This window comes from Bradyrhizobium sp. AUGA SZCCT0182 (assembly GCF_018130185.1).
Lineage (GTDB): Bacteria > Pseudomonadota > Alphaproteobacteria > Rhizobiales > Xanthobacteraceae > Bradyrhizobium.
Genome location: NZ_JAFCLY010000060.1, coordinates 1 through 20,249, shown reverse-complemented (window position 1 = coordinate 20,249; position 20,249 = coordinate 1). Strand labels below are relative to the sequence as shown.

Annotated in this window: 17 protein-coding genes; 11 read left to right on the top strand and 6 right to left on the bottom strand. The window is 63.0% G+C overall.

All coding sequences use genetic code 11. The annotated features are described in order from the left end of the window. Positions 1-31: 31 nt before the first annotated feature. Positions 32-1,111, bottom strand: coding sequence for a YbhN family protein (locus tag JQ611_RS37675; protein ID WP_211998902.1), 1,080 nt, complete (start codon positions 1,109-1,111; stop codon positions 32-34). 1,025 nt (positions 1,112-2,136) lie between these two features. Between JQ611_RS37675 and JQ611_RS37670 the strand changes: the two genes are divergently transcribed. Next, positions 2,137-4,539 (top strand): EAL domain-containing protein, encoded by a 2,403-nt coding sequence (locus JQ611_RS37670; protein WP_212468313.1) that lies wholly within the window; start codon positions 2,137-2,139, stop codon positions 4,537-4,539. Positions 4,540-4,677: 138 nt separating this feature from the next. On the opposite strand, the gene JQ611_RS37665 is transcribed toward JQ611_RS37670, so the two are convergent. Next, entirely contained in the window at positions 4,678-5,112 is a 435-nt protein-coding gene (locus JQ611_RS37665) for a hypothetical protein (RefSeq protein ID WP_212468312.1), read from the bottom strand. 69 nt (positions 5,113-5,181) lie between these two features. Here JQ611_RS37665 and JQ611_RS37660 point away from each other — a divergent pair, with 69 nt between their 5' ends. Then, positions 5,182-5,790 (top strand): hypothetical protein, encoded by a 609-nt coding sequence (locus JQ611_RS37660; protein WP_212391655.1) that lies wholly within the window; start codon positions 5,182-5,184, stop codon positions 5,788-5,790. Between the two features lie 105 nt (positions 5,791-5,895). After that, entirely contained in the window at positions 5,896-6,483 is a 588-nt protein-coding gene (locus JQ611_RS37655) for a YdcF family protein (protein ID WP_212468311.1), read from the top strand. A 16-nt stretch (positions 6,484-6,499) separates the two neighbouring features. Here the strand turns inward: JQ611_RS37655 and JQ611_RS37650 are convergent, their stop codons facing one another. Beyond that, positions 6,500-7,843 carry a PLP-dependent aminotransferase family protein gene (locus JQ611_RS37650; RefSeq protein WP_212391659.1) on the bottom strand — a complete coding sequence of 448 codons (1,344 nt, stop codon included), beginning with the start codon at positions 7,841-7,843 and terminating at the stop codon, positions 6,500-6,502. A 182-nt stretch (positions 7,844-8,025) separates the two neighbouring features. Here JQ611_RS37650 and JQ611_RS37645 point away from each other — a divergent pair, with 182 nt between their 5' ends. Next, complete coding sequence (locus JQ611_RS37645) at positions 8,026-8,262, top strand: DUF1127 domain-containing protein (RefSeq protein WP_212264258.1); 237 nt, start codon at positions 8,026-8,028, stop codon at positions 8,260-8,262. A gap of 89 nt (positions 8,263-8,351) precedes the next feature. Here the strand turns inward: JQ611_RS37645 and JQ611_RS37640 are convergent, their stop codons facing one another. Both JQ611_RS37640 and JQ611_RS37635 read right to left on the bottom strand, forming a co-directional pair. Then, entirely contained in the window at positions 8,352-8,777 is a 426-nt protein-coding gene (locus JQ611_RS37640; RefSeq protein WP_211998895.1) for a universal stress protein, read from the bottom strand. 96 nt (positions 8,778-8,873) lie between these two features. Further along, positions 8,874-9,425: a histidine phosphatase family protein gene (locus JQ611_RS37635; RefSeq protein ID WP_212468310.1), complete on the bottom strand. Its 552-nt coding sequence runs from the start codon at positions 9,423-9,425 to the stop codon at positions 8,874-8,876. A 95-nt stretch (positions 9,426-9,520) separates the two neighbouring features. On the opposite strand from JQ611_RS37635, the gene JQ611_RS37630 reads away from it, so the two are divergent. The 5 genes from JQ611_RS37630 to JQ611_RS37610 all read left to right on the top strand — a co-directional run bounded on the left by JQ611_RS37630 (position 9,521) and on the right by JQ611_RS37610 (position 17,048). Then, a complete protein-coding gene (locus JQ611_RS37630) occupies positions 9,521-11,014 on the top strand; it encodes an FAD-binding oxidoreductase (protein WP_212468309.1) in 1,494 nt (497 codons plus the stop codon). A 64-nt stretch (positions 11,015-11,078) separates the two neighbouring features. Next, positions 11,079-11,579: a peptide-methionine (R)-S-oxide reductase MsrB gene (msrB, locus tag JQ611_RS37625; RefSeq protein WP_212264261.1), complete on the top strand. Its 501-nt coding sequence runs from the start codon at positions 11,079-11,081 to the stop codon at positions 11,577-11,579. A 201-nt stretch (positions 11,580-11,780) separates the two neighbouring features. Continuing rightward, complete coding sequence (locus JQ611_RS37620) at positions 11,781-13,631, top strand: flagellar hook protein FlgE (RefSeq protein ID WP_212038767.1); 1,851 nt, start codon at positions 11,781-11,783, stop codon at positions 13,629-13,631. A 44-nt stretch (positions 13,632-13,675) separates the two neighbouring features. Beyond that, positions 13,676-15,547, top strand: coding sequence for a flagellar hook-associated protein FlgK (flgK, locus tag JQ611_RS37615; RefSeq protein WP_212468308.1), 1,872 nt, complete (start codon positions 13,676-13,678; stop codon positions 15,545-15,547). Between the two features lie 7 nt (positions 15,548-15,554). Beyond that, on the top strand, positions 15,555-17,048 hold the full coding sequence (locus JQ611_RS37610; RefSeq protein WP_212264263.1) for a flagellar biosynthesis protein FlgL: 1,494 nt from the start codon (positions 15,555-15,557) through the stop codon (positions 17,046-17,048). A gap of 85 nt (positions 17,049-17,133) precedes the next feature. Here the strand turns inward: JQ611_RS37610 and flbT are convergent, their stop codons facing one another. After that, complete coding sequence (flbT, locus tag JQ611_RS37605) at positions 17,134-17,571, bottom strand: flagellar biosynthesis repressor FlbT (protein WP_212264264.1); 438 nt, start codon at positions 17,569-17,571, stop codon at positions 17,134-17,136. Between the two features lie 356 nt (positions 17,572-17,927). Here flbT and JQ611_RS37600 point away from each other — a divergent pair, with 356 nt between their 5' ends. Both JQ611_RS37600 and JQ611_RS42235 read left to right on the top strand, forming a co-directional pair. Continuing rightward, positions 17,928-19,112, top strand: a complete 1,185-nt coding sequence (locus JQ611_RS37600; protein WP_212264265.1) for a flagellin — start codon at positions 17,928-17,930, stop codon at positions 19,110-19,112. 131 nt (positions 19,113-19,243) lie between these two features. Continuing rightward, the coding region (locus JQ611_RS42235; protein WP_249133776.1) for a hypothetical protein at positions 19,244-20,249 on the top strand (1,006 nt) is incomplete at its 3' end.

Below are 20,249 nucleotides of genomic sequence, written 5' to 3'. Positions count from 1 at the left end.
CAGCCGAATGTTCGGGAATCCCGGATATCTGTTACCGTTTCGCTCGCTTGAGCGGCTGCCTGACCGGGACCTCCGCCGTGCGGGGCTGTTCGGTCATCTGGCGGCTGGCCTCCTCGTTCCGGCGGCGCTCGTACCAGGGTTTTAAGACGCTGAGCCAGAGCTCGCGCGTTCCCATGATCCAGATCGAGATGCCGAAGGGAATCAGGAAATACAGGATCCGGAACACCACCAGCGTCGCCAGCAATTGCTCCTTGCCGAACTGCGGCAGCGCCACCAGCATCGCGGCGTCGAACACGCCGATGCTGCCTGGCGCGTGGCTGGCGAAGCCAAGCAGTGTTGCGAGGATGAAGACCACCGCCAGCGAAACGAAATCGATATGGGGCTGCGTCGGCATCAACAGATACATCGCCAGCGCGCAGAACCCGAGATCGACGACGCCGATCATGACCTGCAGCAGCGTCAGCCGCGCCGAGGGCAGCACTACTTTCCAGCCGTTCTGGCCGAGTTCGCGGCGGTTCTCGCCCATCACCAGCCAGAGGAAATAGGCCGCGATGCCGGCGAGGCAGCCGAGCGCGATCAGCCGGTTCACCGATGGCGGCAGCAGATCCATGGCCGTCGCCGCTTCGGGATGCCAGGCCATGCCGATGCCGAGCACGAACAGATTGCCGAGCCAGAAGGTCAGGCCCGAGAGGAAGCAGATCTTGGCGACATCGATCGCGGTCAGGCCGTAGTCGGAATAGATCCGGAAACGGATCGCGCCGCCGGTAAAGACGGTGGCGCCGATGTTGTGGCCGATGGTGTAGCTGGTGAAACTCGACAGCGCGGCGATGCGATAGGGCACGTGCGTCTTGCCGATGGTTCGCAGCGCAAAGAAATCATAGAAGGTCAGCGTGAAGAACGCGCCTACCACGCACAGCGCGGCCAGCGCGATCCGATGCGGCGCGATCTCCGTCAGGGCGGTCAGAATGATCGCAGTGTCGACCCCCTTCAGGGTGTTAACCAGATGGGTGACCGCAAGGATGATGATGAGGAGACTCGCAACGATCCCTAGCCGTTTCCAGCCGATCTTCTCCTTGAAGCCACGCCCAAGCGTGGTCAGCAGCCGATGCATTCATCCTCCCGGCGGGATGGCAAAAGAAAACCTGTCAAAAGCGGCGACAGGGACGGTCAGACGCACCGTGCGCGAAGACACATAAGCCAAAATCGAACCGTTGTGCAGCCCTTGACAAGCCTAGCTTCTGCGTTCGTTCGGCAACCCTGTCATACGTCCTACATATGCGGCCGCGTTAACGATTGTGAGTCGCGGCCAGGCGTATTCCCAACGCTCTCTTGTAAGCGCCGTTCCGCTGTTACCGGGGCCCGCCCCGCGTAGATCGGCTTGAGGAGGGGCCGCGGTTTCGCATTCCCAAGCCGAGGGACGGTTATTGGGAGGCATCACGACCATGAACGGCTTGTTCATCCCGAATTGCGGACATCTAGTATTACGCTGAGAGACAACTCGTGAAAGCGTCGCCGCCGAGAACGCGGCCGAAAAGCAGCTTAAACGGGGCTTTTTGTGTCATCTCGACGAAACAGGCGCATGCCCGGAAAGGTGCTTCCGCTGCGGGGGGGCCGATGGGCACGGCGGTCAATTGCCCGTCGATCGACGGCATCATCCAGAAGGCCGAGGAAGTCGTAAGGCGAGGTCGCGGCCGTGCTGGATGCAACGCTGAGCAATGTCGCCCTACGCCGCTGCGCCTGACGAGATCTCGCTATGGCTGCCTGATCGCCCGGGTGTGGAAGCTGCCGCGCGACCACGGTGCTGGCCGAGCCCACGGTTGGTCTGCAGCTGATTTGTCCGGTCCATTGAGGCAAAACGCCGCGCGTGAAAATCGCGCGCGTTCTTGCGTCAGGGGCTGCGATTCTGGCCGGCGTGCCACTGCCGGTGCGGGTACTCACTGCTTGGGAATCACTTCACGGGTGGCCGTTTGAGGCCGCGCTCGGTCGATAACGGGAATCACCGGGTACCGGCGGGAACCCGCAACCGGCACGCGAGGACGCCAAGCATTTATTCACCATCGAACCAGACGAAACCGCGTCGGTTACCCCAAATGCACCATTAGCGTCGTCATTACAGACCGGTAGCAGGGGTCTGTGATGTATCAAGTTCTGAATTGCCTGGTCACCGAGCATGATTTGCGGCTGGTTGTTCTCGCCGGCATCATTTGCTGGCTCGCCAGCGCGGTAGCGATCAGCCTGTTTCATCGCGCCAGGGCGTCGCAGGGACGAACCCGCGCGATCTGGGTCGGCCTTGATGCTGCGGTCGGCGGCTGCGGAATCTGGGCCACCCATTTCGTGGCGATGCTGGCCTACGATCCCGGGGCGGGGGCCGGATACAATATTCCGGTCACCCTGCTGTCGCTGATCTTTGCCGTCTCGATCGCCGCGGTCGGCCTCAGCGTTGCCCTGCTCAACGACCGCCGGTCGACGCTCGCGATGGGCGGCGCGATTGTCGGCGCTGGCGTCGCAGCGATGCACTACACCGGCATGATGGCGCTCGAGCTTCCGGCGCGCATCGTCTGGTCGCCCGGCATCGTGCTGGCATCCGTTATGCTCGGGAGCATGTTCGCAGGCCTGGCGCTCGTTGTCGCCGCGCACCGGGATGACCGCAAACACACCTTGGCCGCCACGGGCCTGCTGACGGTCGCGATCGTTTCCCACCATTTCACGGCGATGGGCGCCGTGACGCTCGTTGCCGATCCGACCCTCGTCACCGACGAATTGACGATCTCGCCGGGCGCGCTTTCCTTTCTGACCGCCGTGGCCGCGTTCGCCATTCTCGGCATATCGTTCGTAGCGGCGTTGCTCGATCGCCGCTCAAGCAGCGAACTGCACCAGCAGAAGGTCCTGCTCGACTCGGCCATCACAAACATGTCGCAGGGACTTTGCATGTTCGATGCGGACGGCCGCATCATGCTGTTCAACCTGCGCTACAGCGAGATGATGGATCGGACCAACATGCCGCTGCAGGGCCGTTTGCTGGTCGACGTTCTGCGGGATCAGAAATCGATCGGAAAATGGGACGGCGATCCCGAAGAATTCTTCAACATTGTGGTGACCGCGGCGAAAGCCGGCGAGAGCCTGAACCGGGTCGTCAGCCGAAACGGACGTTCAATCCGCGTCGTCGATCAGCCCAAAGAGGGCGGTGGTTGGGTTGCGACCTTCGAGGACATCACCGAATGGCAGGCGGCCCAGGAGCAGATCACGCATATGGCGCGCCACGACGCGCTCACCAATCTGCCGAACCGGACGCTGTTCCGCGAGCAGCTCGAGAAGGCGCTGCGCCTCGCCAAGCGCAGCGATCAGCTCGCGGTGTTCTGCCTCGATCTCGATCATTTCAAGGAAATCAACGACTCGCTCGGCCATCCGGTCGGCGACGCCCTGCTGAAGGAAGTTGCCCGCCGGCTCGGCGAATGCGTCACCGAGCACGACACGGTGGCTAGACTTGGCGGCGACGAATTCGCGGTCGTGCAGTTCTGCAGCGACTGCGATCCGTCGGCGGTGGCCTTGCTTGCCAGCCACATCGTCGAGAAGATCGGGGAGCCCTACGATATCGGGGGCCACCAGCTCGTCGTCGGCGTCAGCATCGGCATCTCGCTGGCGCCCGAGGACGGCAAGAACCCCGACGAACTGCTGAAGAAGGCCGATCTCGCGCTCTATCGCGCCAAGGCGGACGGCCGCGGCACCTATCGCTTCTTCGAGAGCGGAATGGATGCCCGCGCCCAGGCGCGGCGCATTCTGGAACTGGATCTGCGGGCGGCGCTGCAACGCGACGAGTTCGAGGTCTATTATCAACCGATCCGCGACGTCGCCAGCGACAGCGTCGGCGCGTTCGAGGCCCTTGTACGCTGGAATCATTCGCTCCGCGGGATGATCGCGCCGGCTAATTTCATTCCGCTGGCGGAGGAAACCGGCCTGATCATTCCGCTCGGCGATTGGGTGCTTCGGCAGGCCTGCGTGGACGCCGCAGGCTGGTCCGAGGATATCACCGTCGCCGTCAATCTTTCGCCGGTGCAGTTCAAGAATCCGAACCTGATCTTGTCCGTGAAGTCGGCGTTGCAGGCCGCCGGTCTTCCGGCGCATCGCCTCGAACTGGAGATCACGGAATCGGTGCTGTTGCAGAACAGCGAGGCGACACTGGCGGTTCTGCACGAGCTTCGCGGGTTTGGCGTCAGGATCTCGCTCGACGACTTCGGAACGGGCTATTCGTCGCTGAGCTATCTGCGCAGCTTCCCGTTCGACAAGATCAAGATCGACCGCTCGTTCGTCACGGAACTGGCCACACGCGACGATTCCATGGCCATCGTCCGCGCCGTGACCGGATTGGGCAAGAGTCTCGGGATCGTCACCACGGCGGAGGGTGTCGAGACGGAGGCCCAGTTCGATCTGCTGCGCCGCGAAGGATGCACGCAGGCCCAGGGCTATCTGTTCAGCAAGCCGCGTCCCGCCGCCGAGGTGGCCGCGATGCTGTCGAAGCCGCGCGCGCGCATCGTCGCGTAATCGCAGAGCGTTTTCGAGCGAAGCATGCCCTCGGACTTGATCCGGGGGTGGATACCGGTTCGCGTAGCAATCAAGTTTACGCAGATTGCGTAGACTTATCTGCGGTAGAAAACGCGTCAAAAAGAATCGGGTTTGAAGTTACGCTTTACGCAGCGCGAAATGCGCGCCGCAGAATGCCATCACGGCGCCGAGGCATAACGCCGCAAGACCCGAAAGCACGCCCGAAATCGTCGGGATCGGGCTCGGCGCGGAGGCTGCCTGGCCGGCGCCGGCCAGGATCAGCACGCCGACCGCGATCAGGAACTGGCGCATCCGCTGCGGGATTTGGCCGGACACCGCACTGTGCATCAGATTGGCGGTGAAATAGCCGCCGTAAAACCCGACGCTCGCAATCAGCCACCACGCAATGGCCGCGCCCGCGGGCATGAATTCACGGGTATCGGATCGCCACAGGCCGCCGAGATCGAGGCCGTAGCGTGCGCCGAGCATGTGAACGGCAAGCGCCAGCAGCACCCCGGATATCATCGCGCCGGCCAGAATCAGGCGTCGCGGAAAATAGGTCGTATCGGCCATGGCCTGCTTGTAAGGTAAAGCCGGCTGACCGCGCAAGCTGCGCGCTCGGCCGCTACCGGGATTTTTGAATTGCCAACCTCACTACCGGACAGGACGGAGACATCGGGCGATAGCGCGCCCGAAACCCGCTATGTCTACAAGGCGTCGCTGATCGGATCGGCGCATGAATTCAAGCTGACCGATGCCGGCTTGTCCTGGCATATCTCGGGCAAGTCCGGTGTCTGGGGTTACGCCGACATCGCGGCGATCCGCCTCAGTTACAAGCCGTCGTCGATGCAGTCCCGCCGTTTCCGCGCCGACCTTCAGGGCAGGGATGGTGGACGCATCACCATTCTCTCGACCACCTGGCAAACCGTCTCGCTGATGGTGCCGCAGGATCGCGACTATCGTGCCTTCATCACCGAGTTGCATCGGCGTATGGCGAACGCGGGCAGCAAGGCCGCGTTGATCGCCGGTATCGGACGGATCACCTACGCCGCGGCCCTTGCGATGGTGACGTTGCTCGGCATCGCGATGACCGGACTTCTGGTGCGCGCGTTCGCGACCGGTGAATGGTACGGCGCGTTGTTTCTGGTTGGCTTCGTCGCGCTGTTCAGCTGGCAGATCGGCGGCTTCATCAAGCGTAACCGGCCGCGCGCTTACGACTTCGATCATTTGCCGCAAGCATTGCTGCCGTAGTTTCCGCAATCAAGCGCAATCAAATGTGACTTTGCGAGGCGCGCCGCATGCGGCAACGTGCCAATGCGTTCCCCGCGGTTGGATGAGCATTGCTGCGAGCACGAAGTGACGGATCGAAGCACGCGATTGCCGACCGAGGCCGAGATTGCCGCCATCAATGCGCAGCATTTGATCCGCACGCCGCTGAAGCCGGCTGATCTCTTGTTCGTGTTCGGCACCCGCGTCGATGTCAGGGAGCGCGTCGATGAGGCTTTCAGGCTGTGGCGCGACGGGTACTTTCGCTGCTCGATCGTCAGCGGGGGCACCACGCCGGGGGCGGAGCGTTCGGAATGCGAAATCATTGCCGATGCGATGATCGCGCGCGGCATCCCGCCCGGGCGGATCCTGCGGGAAGATCGCGCGATGAACACCGGCGAGAATGTGATCTTCTCGCTCCCGGTGATCGATGCCGCGCTGGGGCTTGCGCATGTTCGCAGCGTGATTTGCCTCGGCAATACCTGGACCGCGCGCCGCTATCCGATGACGCTGCACCGGCACTGGCCGGAAGTGGAGAAAATGCTGGTCACGGTCGACAGCTTTGCGACACCGCGGTCGCTCTGGCACACCGATCCCGAATTCAGGCGGCGCATGCTCTGTGAATGGGACAAGATCGAGCCGTACAAGGCGAATGGCTTCATCGCCGAGTGGCCGTGAGGTGCGGGTGACCGGTCTATTCGGTCGATTCGAAATCTTCTTCGCTCGCGCGCAGCATTCCCGCCAGCGTGCGCAGCGCCGCATCGAGCTGGTCGACGGGCGGTGCGGCCAGCGCCAGCCTTATTGCGTTCGGCGCATGTCCGGGGCTCACCGCAAAGGTCGACGAGGGCGTCAACGCGATGTCCCGGCGGGCTGCGGCGGCGACGAAGGTCTGCGACCGCCAGTGATGCGGCAGCGTCAGCCACAGATGGTAGGATTTCGGGTTGGCCTGCAACTCGAAGCCGGCCAGCCGTTCGGCGGCAATGTGCTGACGCCGCTGCGCATCGATGCGCTTTAATCTGACGAGTTCGGACGCGGTGCCGTCGGCCATCATGCGTTGCCCGGCCGCGAAGGCGTATCCCGAGGCCGTCCATCCGCCGGAACGAACCGATGCCATGATACTCTCGCGCAAACGTGGCGGCGGCACGATGAAGCCGAGCGCCAGACCCGGTGCGACCTTCTTGGAAAGGCTGTCGAGCACGACGCAGCGATCGGGTGCCAATGCCGCCAGCGGTGCCTCGTCGTCGAGGAATCCATAGACCGCATCTTCGATGATGGTGAGATCGAGTTTCTCGACGACGCGCAGCAACTCGGTGCGGCGCGAGGCCGGCATGGTCATGCCCAATGGATTCTGAACCGTCGGCTGGATGTACAGCGCCGACAGATGCGCTTCTCGGTGCGCCTTTTGCACGGCGTCGGGACGCACGCCGTGCTCGTCCATCGTCAGCGGCACCAGTGTCACGCCGATCCGGGCGGCGATGCCCTTGATGAAAGGATAGGTCAGGGCCTCCACGCCGCAACGGCCGCCGGCCGGTACGATCGCGGCCAAGGCGGCGGCGATGCATTGCCGGCCGTTGGCGGTGAAGACGATCTGCTCCGCGCGCGCCGACCAGCCGTTTTGGGAGAGGAAGTCCGCCGCGATGTTTCTTGCCGCTTGCGTGCCGGCGCTGGTGCCTTGCCGCAACGCGATTTCGAGGGCTTCCGGCCGCTCCAGTCCCTCAAGGCTTTTCGCGATCAGGGCCGATTGTGTCGGCAGCAGCGGATAATTGACTTCCAGATCGATGCGGGCGCCGCGTGGTTCGGTCAGCGTGGTGATCGCGCGGGGCGCCTGTCCGGAAATGAACGTGCCGCGTCCGACTTCGCCGACCACGAGGCCTCGCCGTAACAATTCCGTGTAGACGCGGCTCGCGGTGGAGACCGCGATCTTGCGCTCATAGGCGAAACTGCGCTGCGGCGGCAGGCGATCGCCCGGTTTGAGCCCGCCATTGGCGATCTCGGAGGCAACGGCATCGGCAAGCCTGAGATATTCGAACTTTGACATAATTGCACCGAGAGCAATGTTTTACTTGCACCGAGGAATGTACCGGATCATTTTGAACCTATCAAGCCTGAGATTGCACTGAGGAGAGTGCAAACAATCAGACCTAAAGGCGCTGCCGCTGATTCCCAGCGATTGCGTCGGCGGCATCGCCTTGCCGCGTGAAAGCCAACTGGAGAAGACCAATGACCATGATGTCCCAAGCTGCAGCCCAGCCTGCCATTCCCTTCGCATCGAGCGGATTTCTCCGCCGATTCGGGATCTGGGCGCATGTAATCGCCGCGTATCTGGATCGCCGGGCGGCGGTCAAAGCGCTGCGCCAGCTGGACGATCGTGAACTCCGCGATATCGGAATAACCCGCAGCCACATCGAGCAGGCGGTTTGGGGTCTCGCAGACCCGGATCTCGGGCGGCTCCGGTAAAGGCTGCGTGCCTTGATCTGGACCAACACAGAATTGCGGCCCGGTCGATCGGCCGGGCTGCATTGTGACTGCGTATCGCTATCGCTGCATCAATGCCGGACCACCAGCACCGAGCATTTGGCGTAGCGCACCACGTGGCCGGCATTGGAGCCGAGAAAATAGGTCCGCATCGCCGGCCGGTGCGACGTCATCACGATCAAATCGGCCTTGATCGCCGCAGCCTCTTCCAGGATCTCGTGATAGATACCGCCTTGCCGCACCACGGCGGAAATGCGCGACGCCTCGATGCCGGATTCCTGCGCCACGATCGCGAGCGCCTCTTCCGAGGTCTGGCGCTGCTGGGCGTCGAAATCGGCCGGCACATATTCCGCCAGCATCACCGGCGTCATCGGCATGACGTTGAGCAGCCGCACCGTGCCGCTCCAGGTCTGTGACAGCGTTGCCGCTGTTGCGATCGCGGGCTTCGCCAGATCGGTGTCGGCGAGATCGAGCGGCACCAGAATGGATTTGAACATCCGCGCCTCCTGTCGGAAACGAGCCTAGCATGAGGGCGACCGGATGTCCGCCCGGCCTACTTTGCATGGGGTTGTTTTCGCGATTTTATCTCTGGGCTAGTCGTCCGACGTCTGCTTCAGCAATTTCGGGCTGGTGAAGCGCACCAGTGTGCCGCCGCGAAACGCCACCTCGTTCCAGTCCTTGATCGCAAAGTCGAGGATCGCAAGCCCGCTGGTCGGCAGATTGTGCTCGAGGGCTTTTTTCGCGGCCGCATCGCCGCTGCCGGACAGCGCCAGCGCCAGTTCATGCATGCCGGGATTGTGGCCGATCACCATCAGCCGCTTCGGATCGGTGGCTTCGGCCATGCGGATGATCTGCAGGAGATGCGTTGGGTCGGCGCCGTAGAGTTCGGCCAGGAACTCGACCTGCGGCGGGGCAAAATCCTTGGCCGCATCCTGCATCGCCTGCCGGACGATCTCCCAGGTCTGCAGCGTCCGCACCGCGGTTGAGACCAGAACCATGTCGGGAACGGGCAGGTGCCGGCCGATCCAGCCACCGACGGCGGCGGCGTCCAGCCGGCCGCGGTCGTCGAGACGGCGGTCCTGGTCGTGCCCCGAGGGCGCGTCGTGTTCGGTCTTGGCGTGACGCAGCAGCATCAAACGGCGCATGGGCAGCAATCTCGATTCGTTTCGGCCTGAATTAATCTACAGGCTCATGCCCAGGACAAGGTGACAAGCGCCGCAGCGGTCCGTAAGAAAACGCCATGGCAGAGACTTTCACAAGTGCGACCAACGGTCCGGACGACGACGCGCCGTTTCGCTCCCGCCTGTCGTTCGACCTCGATGTCGACATCTGCGTGGTCGGAGCAGGCCTCGCCGGCCTGACCGTGGCACTGGAGGCCGCGCGCCTTGGCGCCAGCGTTGCCGTGCTCGAGGGCCGCCACGTCGGCTGGAACGCGTCCGGCAACCAGCTCGGCACCGTCATGCCGGGCTATAGCCTTCCGATCGGCGAGTTGATCGAGCGCGTCGGCCTTGAGGATGCCCGCGAGCTCTGGGCGCTGTCGAAGGAGGGCGCTGATTACATTCGCGCGGTAGCGACCGAGGAGGCGATGCAGGGCATTGCGCTGACCGAGGGGGCACTGGAAGTCTCCAATGTCGATGACGGCGAAACGCTGATCAGCCGGCTGCAGACGCTGAGCGAGGATTTCGAGACCGAAGTCGAGGGCTGGCAGGTCGATCGGGTGCGCGATCAGCTCAAGACCGGGCACTATTTCCACGGCATCTATTACCCCAAGGCGTTTCAGGTCGACGGCCGCAAATATGTCCATGGCCTGGCGGCGCTCGCAAGGCGGGCAGGGGCGCGCATCTTCGAGGACACGCCCGTGGTCAGCATCGATCCTTCGGGCATTCGCAAGCGCATCGTGACGCCGTCGGCGCGGCTTCGCGCATCGCACATCGTGCTGGCCGGCAACATCCATCTCGGGGCGCCGTTGCGGCGGCTGTCGGAAACGCTGCTGCCGGTCTGGCGCTATGCCGCCGTGACCGAACCGCTCGGCGAGCGGCTCACTGACGCCATCACCTTTCAGGGGTCTGTGAGCGACAGCGACGGCATCGATCATTTCCGGATCGTGGAAGGCGACCGCCTGATGTGGGCCAGTCCGGAAACGACCTGGGACGCGCGGCCGCGCCGCTTCGGCGCGACCATCCAGCAGCGGATCTCCACCATTTTTCCAAAGCTCGGCAAGGTCGGAATATCCGACGTCTTCGGCGGCGCCGTCGGTGTGACCGTCCACGGCATGCCGCAGATCGGCCAGTTGCGGAAAGGATTGTGGGTCGCCTCCGGCTTCGGCCGCCAGGGGATGAATACCGCGGCGATGGCGGGGCAATTGGTGGCGCGCAGCATTCTGTGGGGCGACGAGCGCTGGCGGCTGTTTTCGCCGTTCGAACTGGTCTGGGCAGGCGGCACGACCGGGCGGGTCGCCGGTCACCTGATCGGCATGTGGGGGCGGGGCAGTTCAGCCGCCGCGGGCGCGCTGGCCCGTTATCGGGAAGGCATGCGCGCCAAGGAGCGGATTCGCGAGGCGCGTGTGGCCGAGGCCAGCCGGCAGGCTGGAACCAGGCCGCCGCTCCGTCGCCGTCCGCCGCCGGGACCGTCGCGGCCGGTCCGCCCGCAGCCGCCGTCGGAAGCCCCGGACGGTGCAATACCGCCGGTCGCCGCCTCGCAGGAAAGTGAGCGAATTCGGGACGGATCCGTGTAACTTCCGCACGCGCGCGCCGTATTTGATGGCGAACCACCTTGTTCCGCCTCGCACGGAGACCCCGATGATGGACCGCCGTATCCTGCTTGCATCTGTGGCCGGCCTGTTCGGCCTTGTGGCCTTCCGCTGGCTCCGCACATCGCCCGCGCAGGCCGCCGAGAAGTTCGAGGTCGAAAAGACCGACGCCGAGTGGCGCGCGCAGCTGACGCCGCAGCAATATGAAATCCTGCGCAAGCACGGCACCGAGCGTCCGGGCTCGAGCCCGCTTCTGAAAGAGCACCGCAAGGGCATCTTTGCCTGTGCCGGTTGCGACCTGCCGCTGTTCGCCTCGGAGACGAAATTCGAGAGCGGCACCGGCTGGCCGAGTTTCTACCAGCCGCTCGACAACGCGCTCGGCAAGACCGAGGACCGCACCTACGGCATGCTGCGCACCGAGGTGCATTGCAGGCGCTGCGGCGGCCATCTCGGTCACGTCTTCAACGATGGACCGAAACCGACGGGGTTGCGCTACTGCATCGACGGATTTGGGATGGTGTTTCACCCGGCCATGGCGTCGGCGACCTGACCGATTCCACCTCTGCTGCCCGGCAATTGTTGCCCGCCCGGCAATTGTGCCCCGGTCCTTGGACCGGGGTTTTTCATTTAAGATATTGATATAAATATATTTTCTATGTTGGCATAACGCTTGCGACGTCTTCCTTCGATTGCGGCCCTGAATTTTGGCAAACACCGGCACGCCGCCCGGATCGAAGTTGGAGACGATGTAATGGGTATCTTCGGCGCTCTCACCACGTCCGTCGCGGGCCTGCGGGCGAATTCCTACGCCCTAGAAAACATTTCCGGCAACATCGCGAACTCGCAAACGACCGCCTTCAAGCGGATCGACACCAGTTTCATGGATATCATTCCCGACACCGGTAGCACCGCGCAACTCGCGGGCAGCGTCACCGCCGGCTCGCGCAGCACCAACACCATCGCAGGGTCGGTGCAGTCGGCGGCGGTATCGACTTACATGGCGATCAACGGCGACGGCTTCTTTGCGGTGCAGAAGCCCGGCAGCATCTCCGACAACAACCCGGTGTTCGACGGCATCAATCGTTACACGCGGCGCGGTGACTTCTCGCTCGACAAGAACGGCTACCTCGTCAATGGCGCCGGCTACTATCTGGAAGGCGTGCCGATCGATCCGACCACGGGCAATCCGAGCGGCAGCGTGCCGCAGGTTCTGCGCTTCCAGAATGACTTTCTGCCGTCGCAGGCAACAACCAAGATCGACTACCGCGCCAACCTTGCGAGCTACCCGCTGACCAACAAGCACGACACCTCGGTGCCGGGATCGGAGTTGCTGCGGCCGGCCGACTTCATTTCAAATCCGAGAATCCTCGGGACCCCTGCGACCCCGTATTCCAATACGGCCGTGCTGGGTAACGCGCGGAACAACTATGAGACGATACCGCAGCCGATATCGGCAGGCACGTTGCTCACAAGCACGTCCGGCACCAACTCACTTCCTGCTGGATTTGCAAACGGCGATACGCTCGTGCTCAAGACCACCACCGGTGGCGTCACGACGACCAACACACTGTCCTTCTACACCGGTGCTGCGCCTGCTCCGGTAGCCGGCACCACTTTCATCGACCTTGCCACCGCGACAGTTGGAGGCCTGCTGACCACGATCGATGGCCTCACGGGCGGTGCGCCTGCTTCGAGCGTCTCCGCTGCAGGGGCCATCACGCTGAATACCGGTACCACGAACGACTTTACCCTTGCGGCCGGTGCGTCGGCATCGGCTGTATCGGCATTCCAGGCGCTCGGCTTCACGGGCACCGTCACGGGGCTTCGCGGTGGCGGCGGCACGGCTGGTACCGGCATCGTGATCGGCAGCGACAATAAGGCGTTTCTCGACGAGTCGATCAGCGGCGGCACCAGCACCGCCTACGACGGCAACGGCGCTCCAGTCGCCTTGCAATTCAGATGGGCCAAAGTGGAATCGGCCACACAGGGCGCAACGGACACCTGGAACTTGTTCTATCAGGTCAATCCCGGCGCCACCGGCAACACCGTCTCCTGGCAAAACGTCGGCACCGATTTCAAGTTCGGCACCAACGGCCAGATGCAGCCGGTTGTCGGCCAGATTACATTGACCGGCTTGACGGTCGCCGGCACCAGCCTCGGCAATGTCACAATGGCCTTCGGCACCGGTGGTCTCACGCAATTCGCTGATACCAACGGTAATGCTCAGGTGAACCAGTTGCAGCAGGACGGCTACGCGGCCGGTCAACTGCAGAGCGTATCGGTCAGCAACGAAGGCCGCGTCGTCGGCAGCTACTCCAATGGCCGCAACATCGATCTGGCGGAGGTCAGCGTGGCGACCTTCAACGGCGCCGACTTCCTGAAGCGTATCGATGGCGGTGCGTTCGAGGTCACCAACGAATCCGGTGAAGCCCTCTACGGCAAGGGTGGCAACATTTCCGGCTCGTCGCTGGAATCGTCCAACACCGACATCGCCGACGAGTTCACCAAGCTGATCGTGACGCAGCAGGCCTACTCGGCCAACACCAAGGTGATCACGACGGCGAACACGATGGTCCAGGATCTTCTGAACGTGATGCGATAGTCCACGCAGTATTCCGTGGCGGTTTCCGAGAGCGGTAGTTTGTCATGAGTCTCAGCGACGCACTCTCCATTGCGATGTCCGGCCTGCGCACCAATCAGGCCGCGATGTCACTGGTGTCGTCGAATGTCGCCAACGCGGAAACGCCCGGCTACGTTCGCAAGACACTGAATCAGGTCGCGACCGATGCCGGGGCCTTTGGCAGCAACGTCCGGAGCGTTGGCGTCAACCGCGAGCTGGATCAGTATATCCAGGCACAGCTACGCACGGAAACCTCCGGCGCCGGCTATGCCTCGCTGCGATCCAACTTTCTGCAGCAACTGCAGAGCCTCTACGGCAACCCGGGTTCGGTCGGCACGCTCGAAGATGCGTTCAGCAAGCTGACCACGGCGGTACAGGCGCTGTCGACCAGCGCCGACAGCCAGTCGGCGCGGATCGGCGTCGTCAACGCGGCGAACGTGCTGGCGAGCCAGCTCAATTCGATGACGCAGGGCATTCAGACGCTGCGCGGCGCAGCCGAAAACGGCATCAGCGATTCCGTCAACACCGCCAACAACCTGATGTCGCAGATCGCGACCATCAACAACCAACTATCGGCCAATCCGCTCGGCGGCACTTCGACCGACGCATCGACGGCGGCACTGCTCGACCAGCGCGATCAGTACATCACGCAATTGTCCGAACTGATGGACATTCGCGTCACCACCAACGGCGCCAACCAGATTACGGTCTTCACCACCTCCGGCGTGGAGCTCGTGGGCAACCAGGCCGCCAGGCTTTCATTCAATGCGCAGGGCACGGTCACCCCCAACACGCAGTGGAACACCGACCCGTCGAAAAGCAACCTCGGCTCGGTCGTCATCTCCTATACCAATGGCGGATCGATTGATCTAACTGCCTCGGGCGGCATCAGGTCGGGTAAGATCGCCGCCTATACGGAGTTGCGCGACAAGTCGCTGGTCGAGGCGCAGAACCAGCTCGACCAGTTCGCGGCATCGCTGTCCAGTGCGCTGTCGGACAAGACCACCGCGGGCACCGCGGTGACGTCAGGCCCGCAGTCGGGATTTGATTTGAATGTTGCCGACCTGAAGGCCGGCAACGTCATCCATGTCACCTACACCGACACCGCGACCAATACGCAGCGCCAGATATCGATTATGCGCGTCGACAACGCCAGCGTGCTGCCGCTGCCGAACAGTGCGACCGTCGATCCCAACGACCGGGTGGTCGGTATCGATTTTTCGGGAGGCATGGCCTCCGTCGTTGCTCAACTGAACACGGCGCTGGGCGGATCGGACCTGCAGTTCTCCGGCTCGGGCTCCACGCTGACGGTGCTGAACAGCGCCGGCAACTCCACGGTCAACGCAGCTTCGGTCACCACGACGCAAATCAACCTGACCAACGGCAGCGCCGAGCTCTCGCTGTTCACTGACAGCGGCTCGCCCTACACCGGCGCGATCGGTGCGACGGGTTCGCAGATCACGGGCTTCGCGGGACGTCTCACCGTCAACAACGGGTTGGTCGCGGATCCCTCCAAGCTCGTGCTCTACAGCGCCTCGACGGCCGCGGGCGACACCACGCGTTCCGATTTCATTCTGTCGCAACTGACCACGGCAAAGTTTCAATATTCGCCGGCATCGGGCGTCGGCAGCGCCAGCGCGCCGTTCAAGGGCACGCTGCTGAGCTACATGCAACAGTTCACCAGCTCGCAGGGCGCGGCCGCCGACGCGGCGGCGCAACTCGCCGGCGGACAGGATGTGGTGCTCAACACGCTGCAGGAAAAGATGTCGTCGACCTCGGGCGTCAACATCGACGAGGAGATGGCGCATCTGCTGTCGCTGCAAAACTCCTATTCGGCCAATGCGCGTGTGATGTCGACTGTGAACGAAATGTACAAGACCCTGATGCAGGCGATTTGAGGTAGTCATGACCATTAGCGGCGTCAGCGGACGGACATCCTACATCGGCTCAGGCATCCTTGATCTGCGCAGCCAGCTCGACGCGCTGACTCAGCAGTTGGCGAGCGGCAAGATCTCCAACACCTATGCGGGGCAGGGCAGTGGCCGCAGCCTCGCTATCGGCTTGCGCTCGCAGCTCAGCGGCCTGGCCGGCTATGCCGATACCGCGGTAAACCTGAACACGCGCATCAGCGTCGCCAACCTGTCGCTGCAGCGGCTTGTCGACGTCGGCTCGTCGGTAAAGGGCGCCGCGGTCAGTGCGGTCAGCGAGATCGACAACACCGGCCAGACCGCGGGACAGAAAACCGCATCGCTCGGGTTCCTTGATTCCGTCGATATGCTCAATGCCAAGTCTGGCGATCGCTACCTGTTCTCCGGCCGCGCCACCGACACGCCGCCGGTGACTCCCGCCGACGTAATCATGAACGGCAACGGCGCCCAGGCCGGGCTCAAGCAATTGATCCTGGAGCGCAAGCAGGCTGACGTCGGCACTAGCGGCCTTGGCCGCGTCGTGTTGACGGCGCCGTCGGTGACATCAGTGCAGATCGCCGAGGACGCTTCGCCGTCCGAGTTCGGCCTCAAGCTCAATGCGATCACCTCGACGCTGACGGGCGCGACGATCACCCAGCCGACCGGCACGCCGGCGGCGATGTCGGTTGATCTGGGTGCCACCAACCCGGCTGAAGGCGAATCGGTCAAGTTCACCTTCAATCTGCCGGATGGCACCACCGAGGACATCACTTTGACGGCCTCGACGGCGACGCCGCTGCCGGCCAACACCTTCGCCATCGGTGCCAACCCGGCCGCGACGGCTGCCAATCTCAACGCCGCCCTCAATACCTCGATCGGCAAGCTCGCCAATGGGCCGCTGGTGGCGGCATCAGCGGTGACGGCTGGCGACAATTTCTTCGACCAACCGCCGATGCGCGTCGGCACTACACCGTTCGGCGCGGCGACCACACTGGTGGCGGGCACGCCGGCGAACACTGTCAGTTGGTACCAGGGCGAAACCGGCACCGATTCCGCGCGCGGTACCGCCGTCGCGCAGATCGATCAATCGATCACGGTGCAATACGGCGCCCGCGCCGACGAACAGGCGTTGCGCTCGCAACTGCAGACCGTCGCGGTTTTTGCCGCGGTGACGACGTCGGTGACCGATCCCAATGCCAACGCGCAGATCGCTGCGCTGAACCAGCGCATTGCCCAGAATCTCGCGGACGTGCCGGGGACGCAGTCGATCCAGGACATCCAGGCCGACTTCGCCGGCGCCGGGGCGTCAATCAAGGCGGCCACCGATCGCCAGGCCCAGACCAAGACGATCACGCAGACGATGCTGGATTCGATCGAGGGCATCAACGACGACGAGGTCGCGACCAAGATTCTCGCACTGCAGACCAGTCTGCAGGCCTCGTACCAAACCACAGCGATGCTCTACCAGACCTCGCTGACCAAATATCTCTGATGATCGCCGGCTGATAGCTCCGCCGACACGCAAAAAAGGCCTCCTTGCGGAGGCCTTTTGTCGTTGTGGTATTGTCCGGTGCCGATCAGGCCGACTTGCGATCGGCTTCGCTGCCGGAGTTAGCTGCCCGCAGGTTTCTTGCGTCGGCGATCAGCTCTTCTTCGTGGCCGATCAGCTTCTTTGATTCCTTCAGGGCGTGGTACAGGTCGCCGTTCAAGATGTTATTGTTGATGCCTTCGATGAAAGGCCACGCGCTCGGCATGGTGCTCAGGATGTCCCGCACCAGGCTGAAATAGGTCGGGTGATGCGCCATCGGATCCGGCGACAGATACATCAGTTGCACCGAGAGATAGATCAGCTTGGCCGGCGTATCGGCGGTCTCGGGCGTCAGGATGTCTTTCTCGCGCAGGATCGGGATCCTGTCGCCGTCGATCAACAGGCGCGCGCGCTGGTCGGTGTTGGTCACCACGCAGGCGCCGATGATGATCCGCTCGTTCGGCTTGAGTTCAACCTTCAAGGCCATGCCTGTTCTCCGTCGCCGTTTTGAAAGCGCAGTCATTGAAGAGGGAAAGCGTGCCGCCAGCTACGCGCTGGCGCTCCTCCAGGCGATTCGAACGCAATCCTTTCCCATTATAGTTAACCATTGGTGAACGAGGCCAACCGGCTGCTTTTTCGTCGGTCGCCCAATGTGCAGCAATATCAATGGTTTTTCGAGGTAAGGCGCGTCAATGAAGGCAATTTGTTCCTTTTTTGGCGCGGGAGGAGTCCAGTTTCGATTCATTTCTCTTTAGGGGGCTTCGCTCCAGTTTGGCCTCACCCGATCGAAAAAGATTGGGACAACGACTGTTCCTCGATTTTCACACCAGAAAGGTCTGAAACATGTCCATCGTTCTCTCTGCCTCGGTTCGCCAGAACCTGCTCTCGCTTCAGTCCACCGCCGACCTGCTGTCGACCACCCAGAATCGCCTTGCGACTGGCAATAAGGTCAACTCGGCGCTCGACAACCCGACCAACTTTTTCACCGCGCAGGGCCTCAACAACCGCGCCAGCGACATCAACAACCTGCTCGACAGCATTGGCAACGGCGTGCAGGTTCTGCAGGCTGCCAACACCGGCATCACCTCGCTGCAGAAGCTGGTCGATACCGCGAAGTCGATCGCCAACCAGGTGCTGCAGGCCCCGGCCGGTTATTCGACCAAATCCAGCGTCACCAGCGGCGCGAACGCCGGGGGAACGGCAGCCAACCTGCTAGGCGCAACGCTTGTGCAGGGCGACGTCCTGACGATCGCAGCGACCGGCGGCGGCACGGCGTCGAGCATCACGTTCGGTACCGGTGGGGCCGAAGTTGACACGCTGACCGAACTCAACGCGGCTCTCGCACCCAACAACCTGCAGGCTTCGGTTAACGACACCACCGGCGCGATCACGATCACGACGACCAACGATAAGGCTTCGGCCACCGTCGGCGCGCTCGGTGGCACCGCGATTGGTGCGGGCAAGGCATTCCTGCCCGCTTCGACGACCGTGGTCGCGGCGGTTGCCGACACGGCTTCGCAGACCATTCGCTCGAGCCTGGTGAAGCAGTACAACGACATCATCACGCAGGTCACAACGACTTCTCAGGATGCCTCGTTCAACGGCATCAATCTGCTGAACGGTGACGATCTCAAGCTGACCTTCAACGAGACCGGCAAGTCCACCCTGAACATCAAGGGTGTGACCTTCAACGCGGCGGGCCTCGGCCTTGCTTCGCTGACCTCGGGCACGGACTTCCTGGACAATTCGTCCGCGAACGCCGCACTGGTCAAGCTCAGCGCCGCCAGCACCACGCTTCGTACTCAGGCGTCGTCACTCGGTTCGAACCTGTCGGTCGTGCAGATCCGCCAGGACTTCAACAAGAACCTGATCAACGTGCTGCAGACCGGCTCGTCCAACCTGACGCTGGCCGATACCAACGAGGAAGCGGCCAACAGCCAGGCGCTGTCGACCCGCCAGTCGATCGCGGTGTCCGCGCTGGCGCTCGCCAACCAGTCGCAGCAGAGCGTGCTCCAGCTCCTGCGCTGATTTCGACGACATCTTGAGCGGCGGGGGAAACCCCGCCGCTTCGGACCACTGACAAACCCCTTGATTAACCCCGATCGAAAAAGATTGGGACAACGACCGTCCTCCCATTTCACACCAGAAAGGTATGAAACATGTCCATCGTTCTCTCGGCTTCGGTTCGCCAGAACCTGCTCTCGCTCCAGTCCACCGCCGACCTGCTGTCGACCACCCAGAATCGCCTTGCGACTGGCAACAAGGTCAACTCGGCGCTCGACAACCCGACCAACTTCTTCACCGCGCAGGGCCTCAACAACCGCGCCAGCGACATCAACAACCTGCTCGACAGCATTGGCAACGGCGTGCAGGTTCTGCAGGCCGCCAACACCGGCATCACCTCGCTGCAGAAGCTGGTCGATACCGCGAAGTCGATCGCCAACCAGGTGCTGCAGGCTCCCGCCGGTTATACGACCAAGTCGACAGTGAGCTCGACTGCGCTCGCCGGCACCGCGGATGACCTCGTTGACGGCACCGTCCTCGACGCCACCGACCAGCTGCAAATCGCGGCTACCGCTGGCCATGCGGCAGTCAACTTCACCTTCACTGCCACCACGTCGCTCGCTGACTTGAATGCGGCGCTGGCGACCAGCAATCTGTCGGCCAGCCTCGACAGCACCAACCAGCTCGTCATCAGCACAACCAATGATACGGCGTCGTCCACGATCGGTGCGGTTACGTTCACCAACACCGGCGGTGGCACCGTGACCTTTGGGGCCGCCGGCAGTGCGCCGGTTGCCGACGCGGCTTCGCAGACCATTCGCGCGAGCCTGGTAAAGCAGTACAATGACATCATCACCCAGGTCACGACGACTTCTCAGGATGCGTCGTTCAACGGCATCAACCTGCTGAACGGTGACGATCTCAAGCTGACCTTCAACGAAACCGGCAAGTCCACCCTGAACATCAAGGGCGTGACCTTCAACGCAGCGGGCCTCGGCCTTGCTTCGCTGACCTCGGGCACGGACTTCCTGGACAATTCGTCCGCGAACGCCGCACTCACCAAGCTCAGCGCCGCCAGCACCGTGCTTCGTACTCAGGCGTCGTCACTCGGTTCGAACCTGTCGGTCGTGCAGATCCGCCAGGACTTCAACAAGAACCTGA

Coding starts and splice junctions, on each gene's coding strand:
- JQ611_RS37640 (WP_211998895.1), bottom strand. CDS start 8,777: ATGTTCAAATCCATTCTGGTGCCGCTCGATCTCGCCGACACCGATCTG.
- JQ611_RS37610 (WP_212264263.1), top strand. CDS start 15,555: ATGACCATTAGCGGCGTCAGCGGACGGACATCCTACATCGGCTCAGGC.
- JQ611_RS37630 (WP_212468309.1), top strand. CDS start 9,521: ATGGCAGAGACTTTCACAAGTGCGACCAACGGTCCGGACGACGACGCG.
- flgK (WP_212468308.1), top strand. CDS start 13,676: ATGAGTCTCAGCGACGCACTCTCCATTGCGATGTCCGGCCTGCGCACC.
- JQ611_RS37645 (WP_212264258.1), top strand. CDS start 8,026: ATGACCATGATGTCCCAAGCTGCAGCCCAGCCTGCCATTCCCTTCGCA.
- JQ611_RS37650 (WP_212391659.1), bottom strand. CDS start 7,843: ATGTCAAAGTTCGAATATCTCAGGCTTGCCGATGCCGTTGCCTCCGAG.
- flbT (WP_212264264.1), bottom strand. CDS start 17,571: ATGGCCTTGAAGGTTGAACTCAAGCCGAACGAGCGGATCATCATCGGC.
- JQ611_RS37670 (WP_212468313.1), top strand. CDS start 2,137: ATGTATCAAGTTCTGAATTGCCTGGTCACCGAGCATGATTTGCGGCTG.
- JQ611_RS37675 (WP_211998902.1), bottom strand. CDS start 1,111: ATGCATCGGCTGCTGACCACGCTTGGGCGTGGCTTCAAGGAGAAGATC.
- JQ611_RS37620 (WP_212038767.1), top strand. CDS start 11,781: ATGGGTATCTTCGGCGCTCTCACCACGTCCGTCGCGGGCCTGCGGGCG.
- JQ611_RS37600 (WP_212264265.1), top strand. CDS start 17,928: ATGTCCATCGTTCTCTCTGCCTCGGTTCGCCAGAACCTGCTCTCGCTT.
- JQ611_RS37635 (WP_212468310.1), bottom strand. CDS start 9,425: ATGCGCCGTTTGATGCTGCTGCGTCACGCCAAGACCGAACACGACGCG.
- msrB (WP_212264261.1), top strand. CDS start 11,079: ATGATGGACCGCCGTATCCTGCTTGCATCTGTGGCCGGCCTGTTCGGC.
- JQ611_RS37665 (WP_212468312.1), bottom strand. CDS start 5,112: ATGGCCGATACGACCTATTTTCCGCGACGCCTGATTCTGGCCGGCGCG.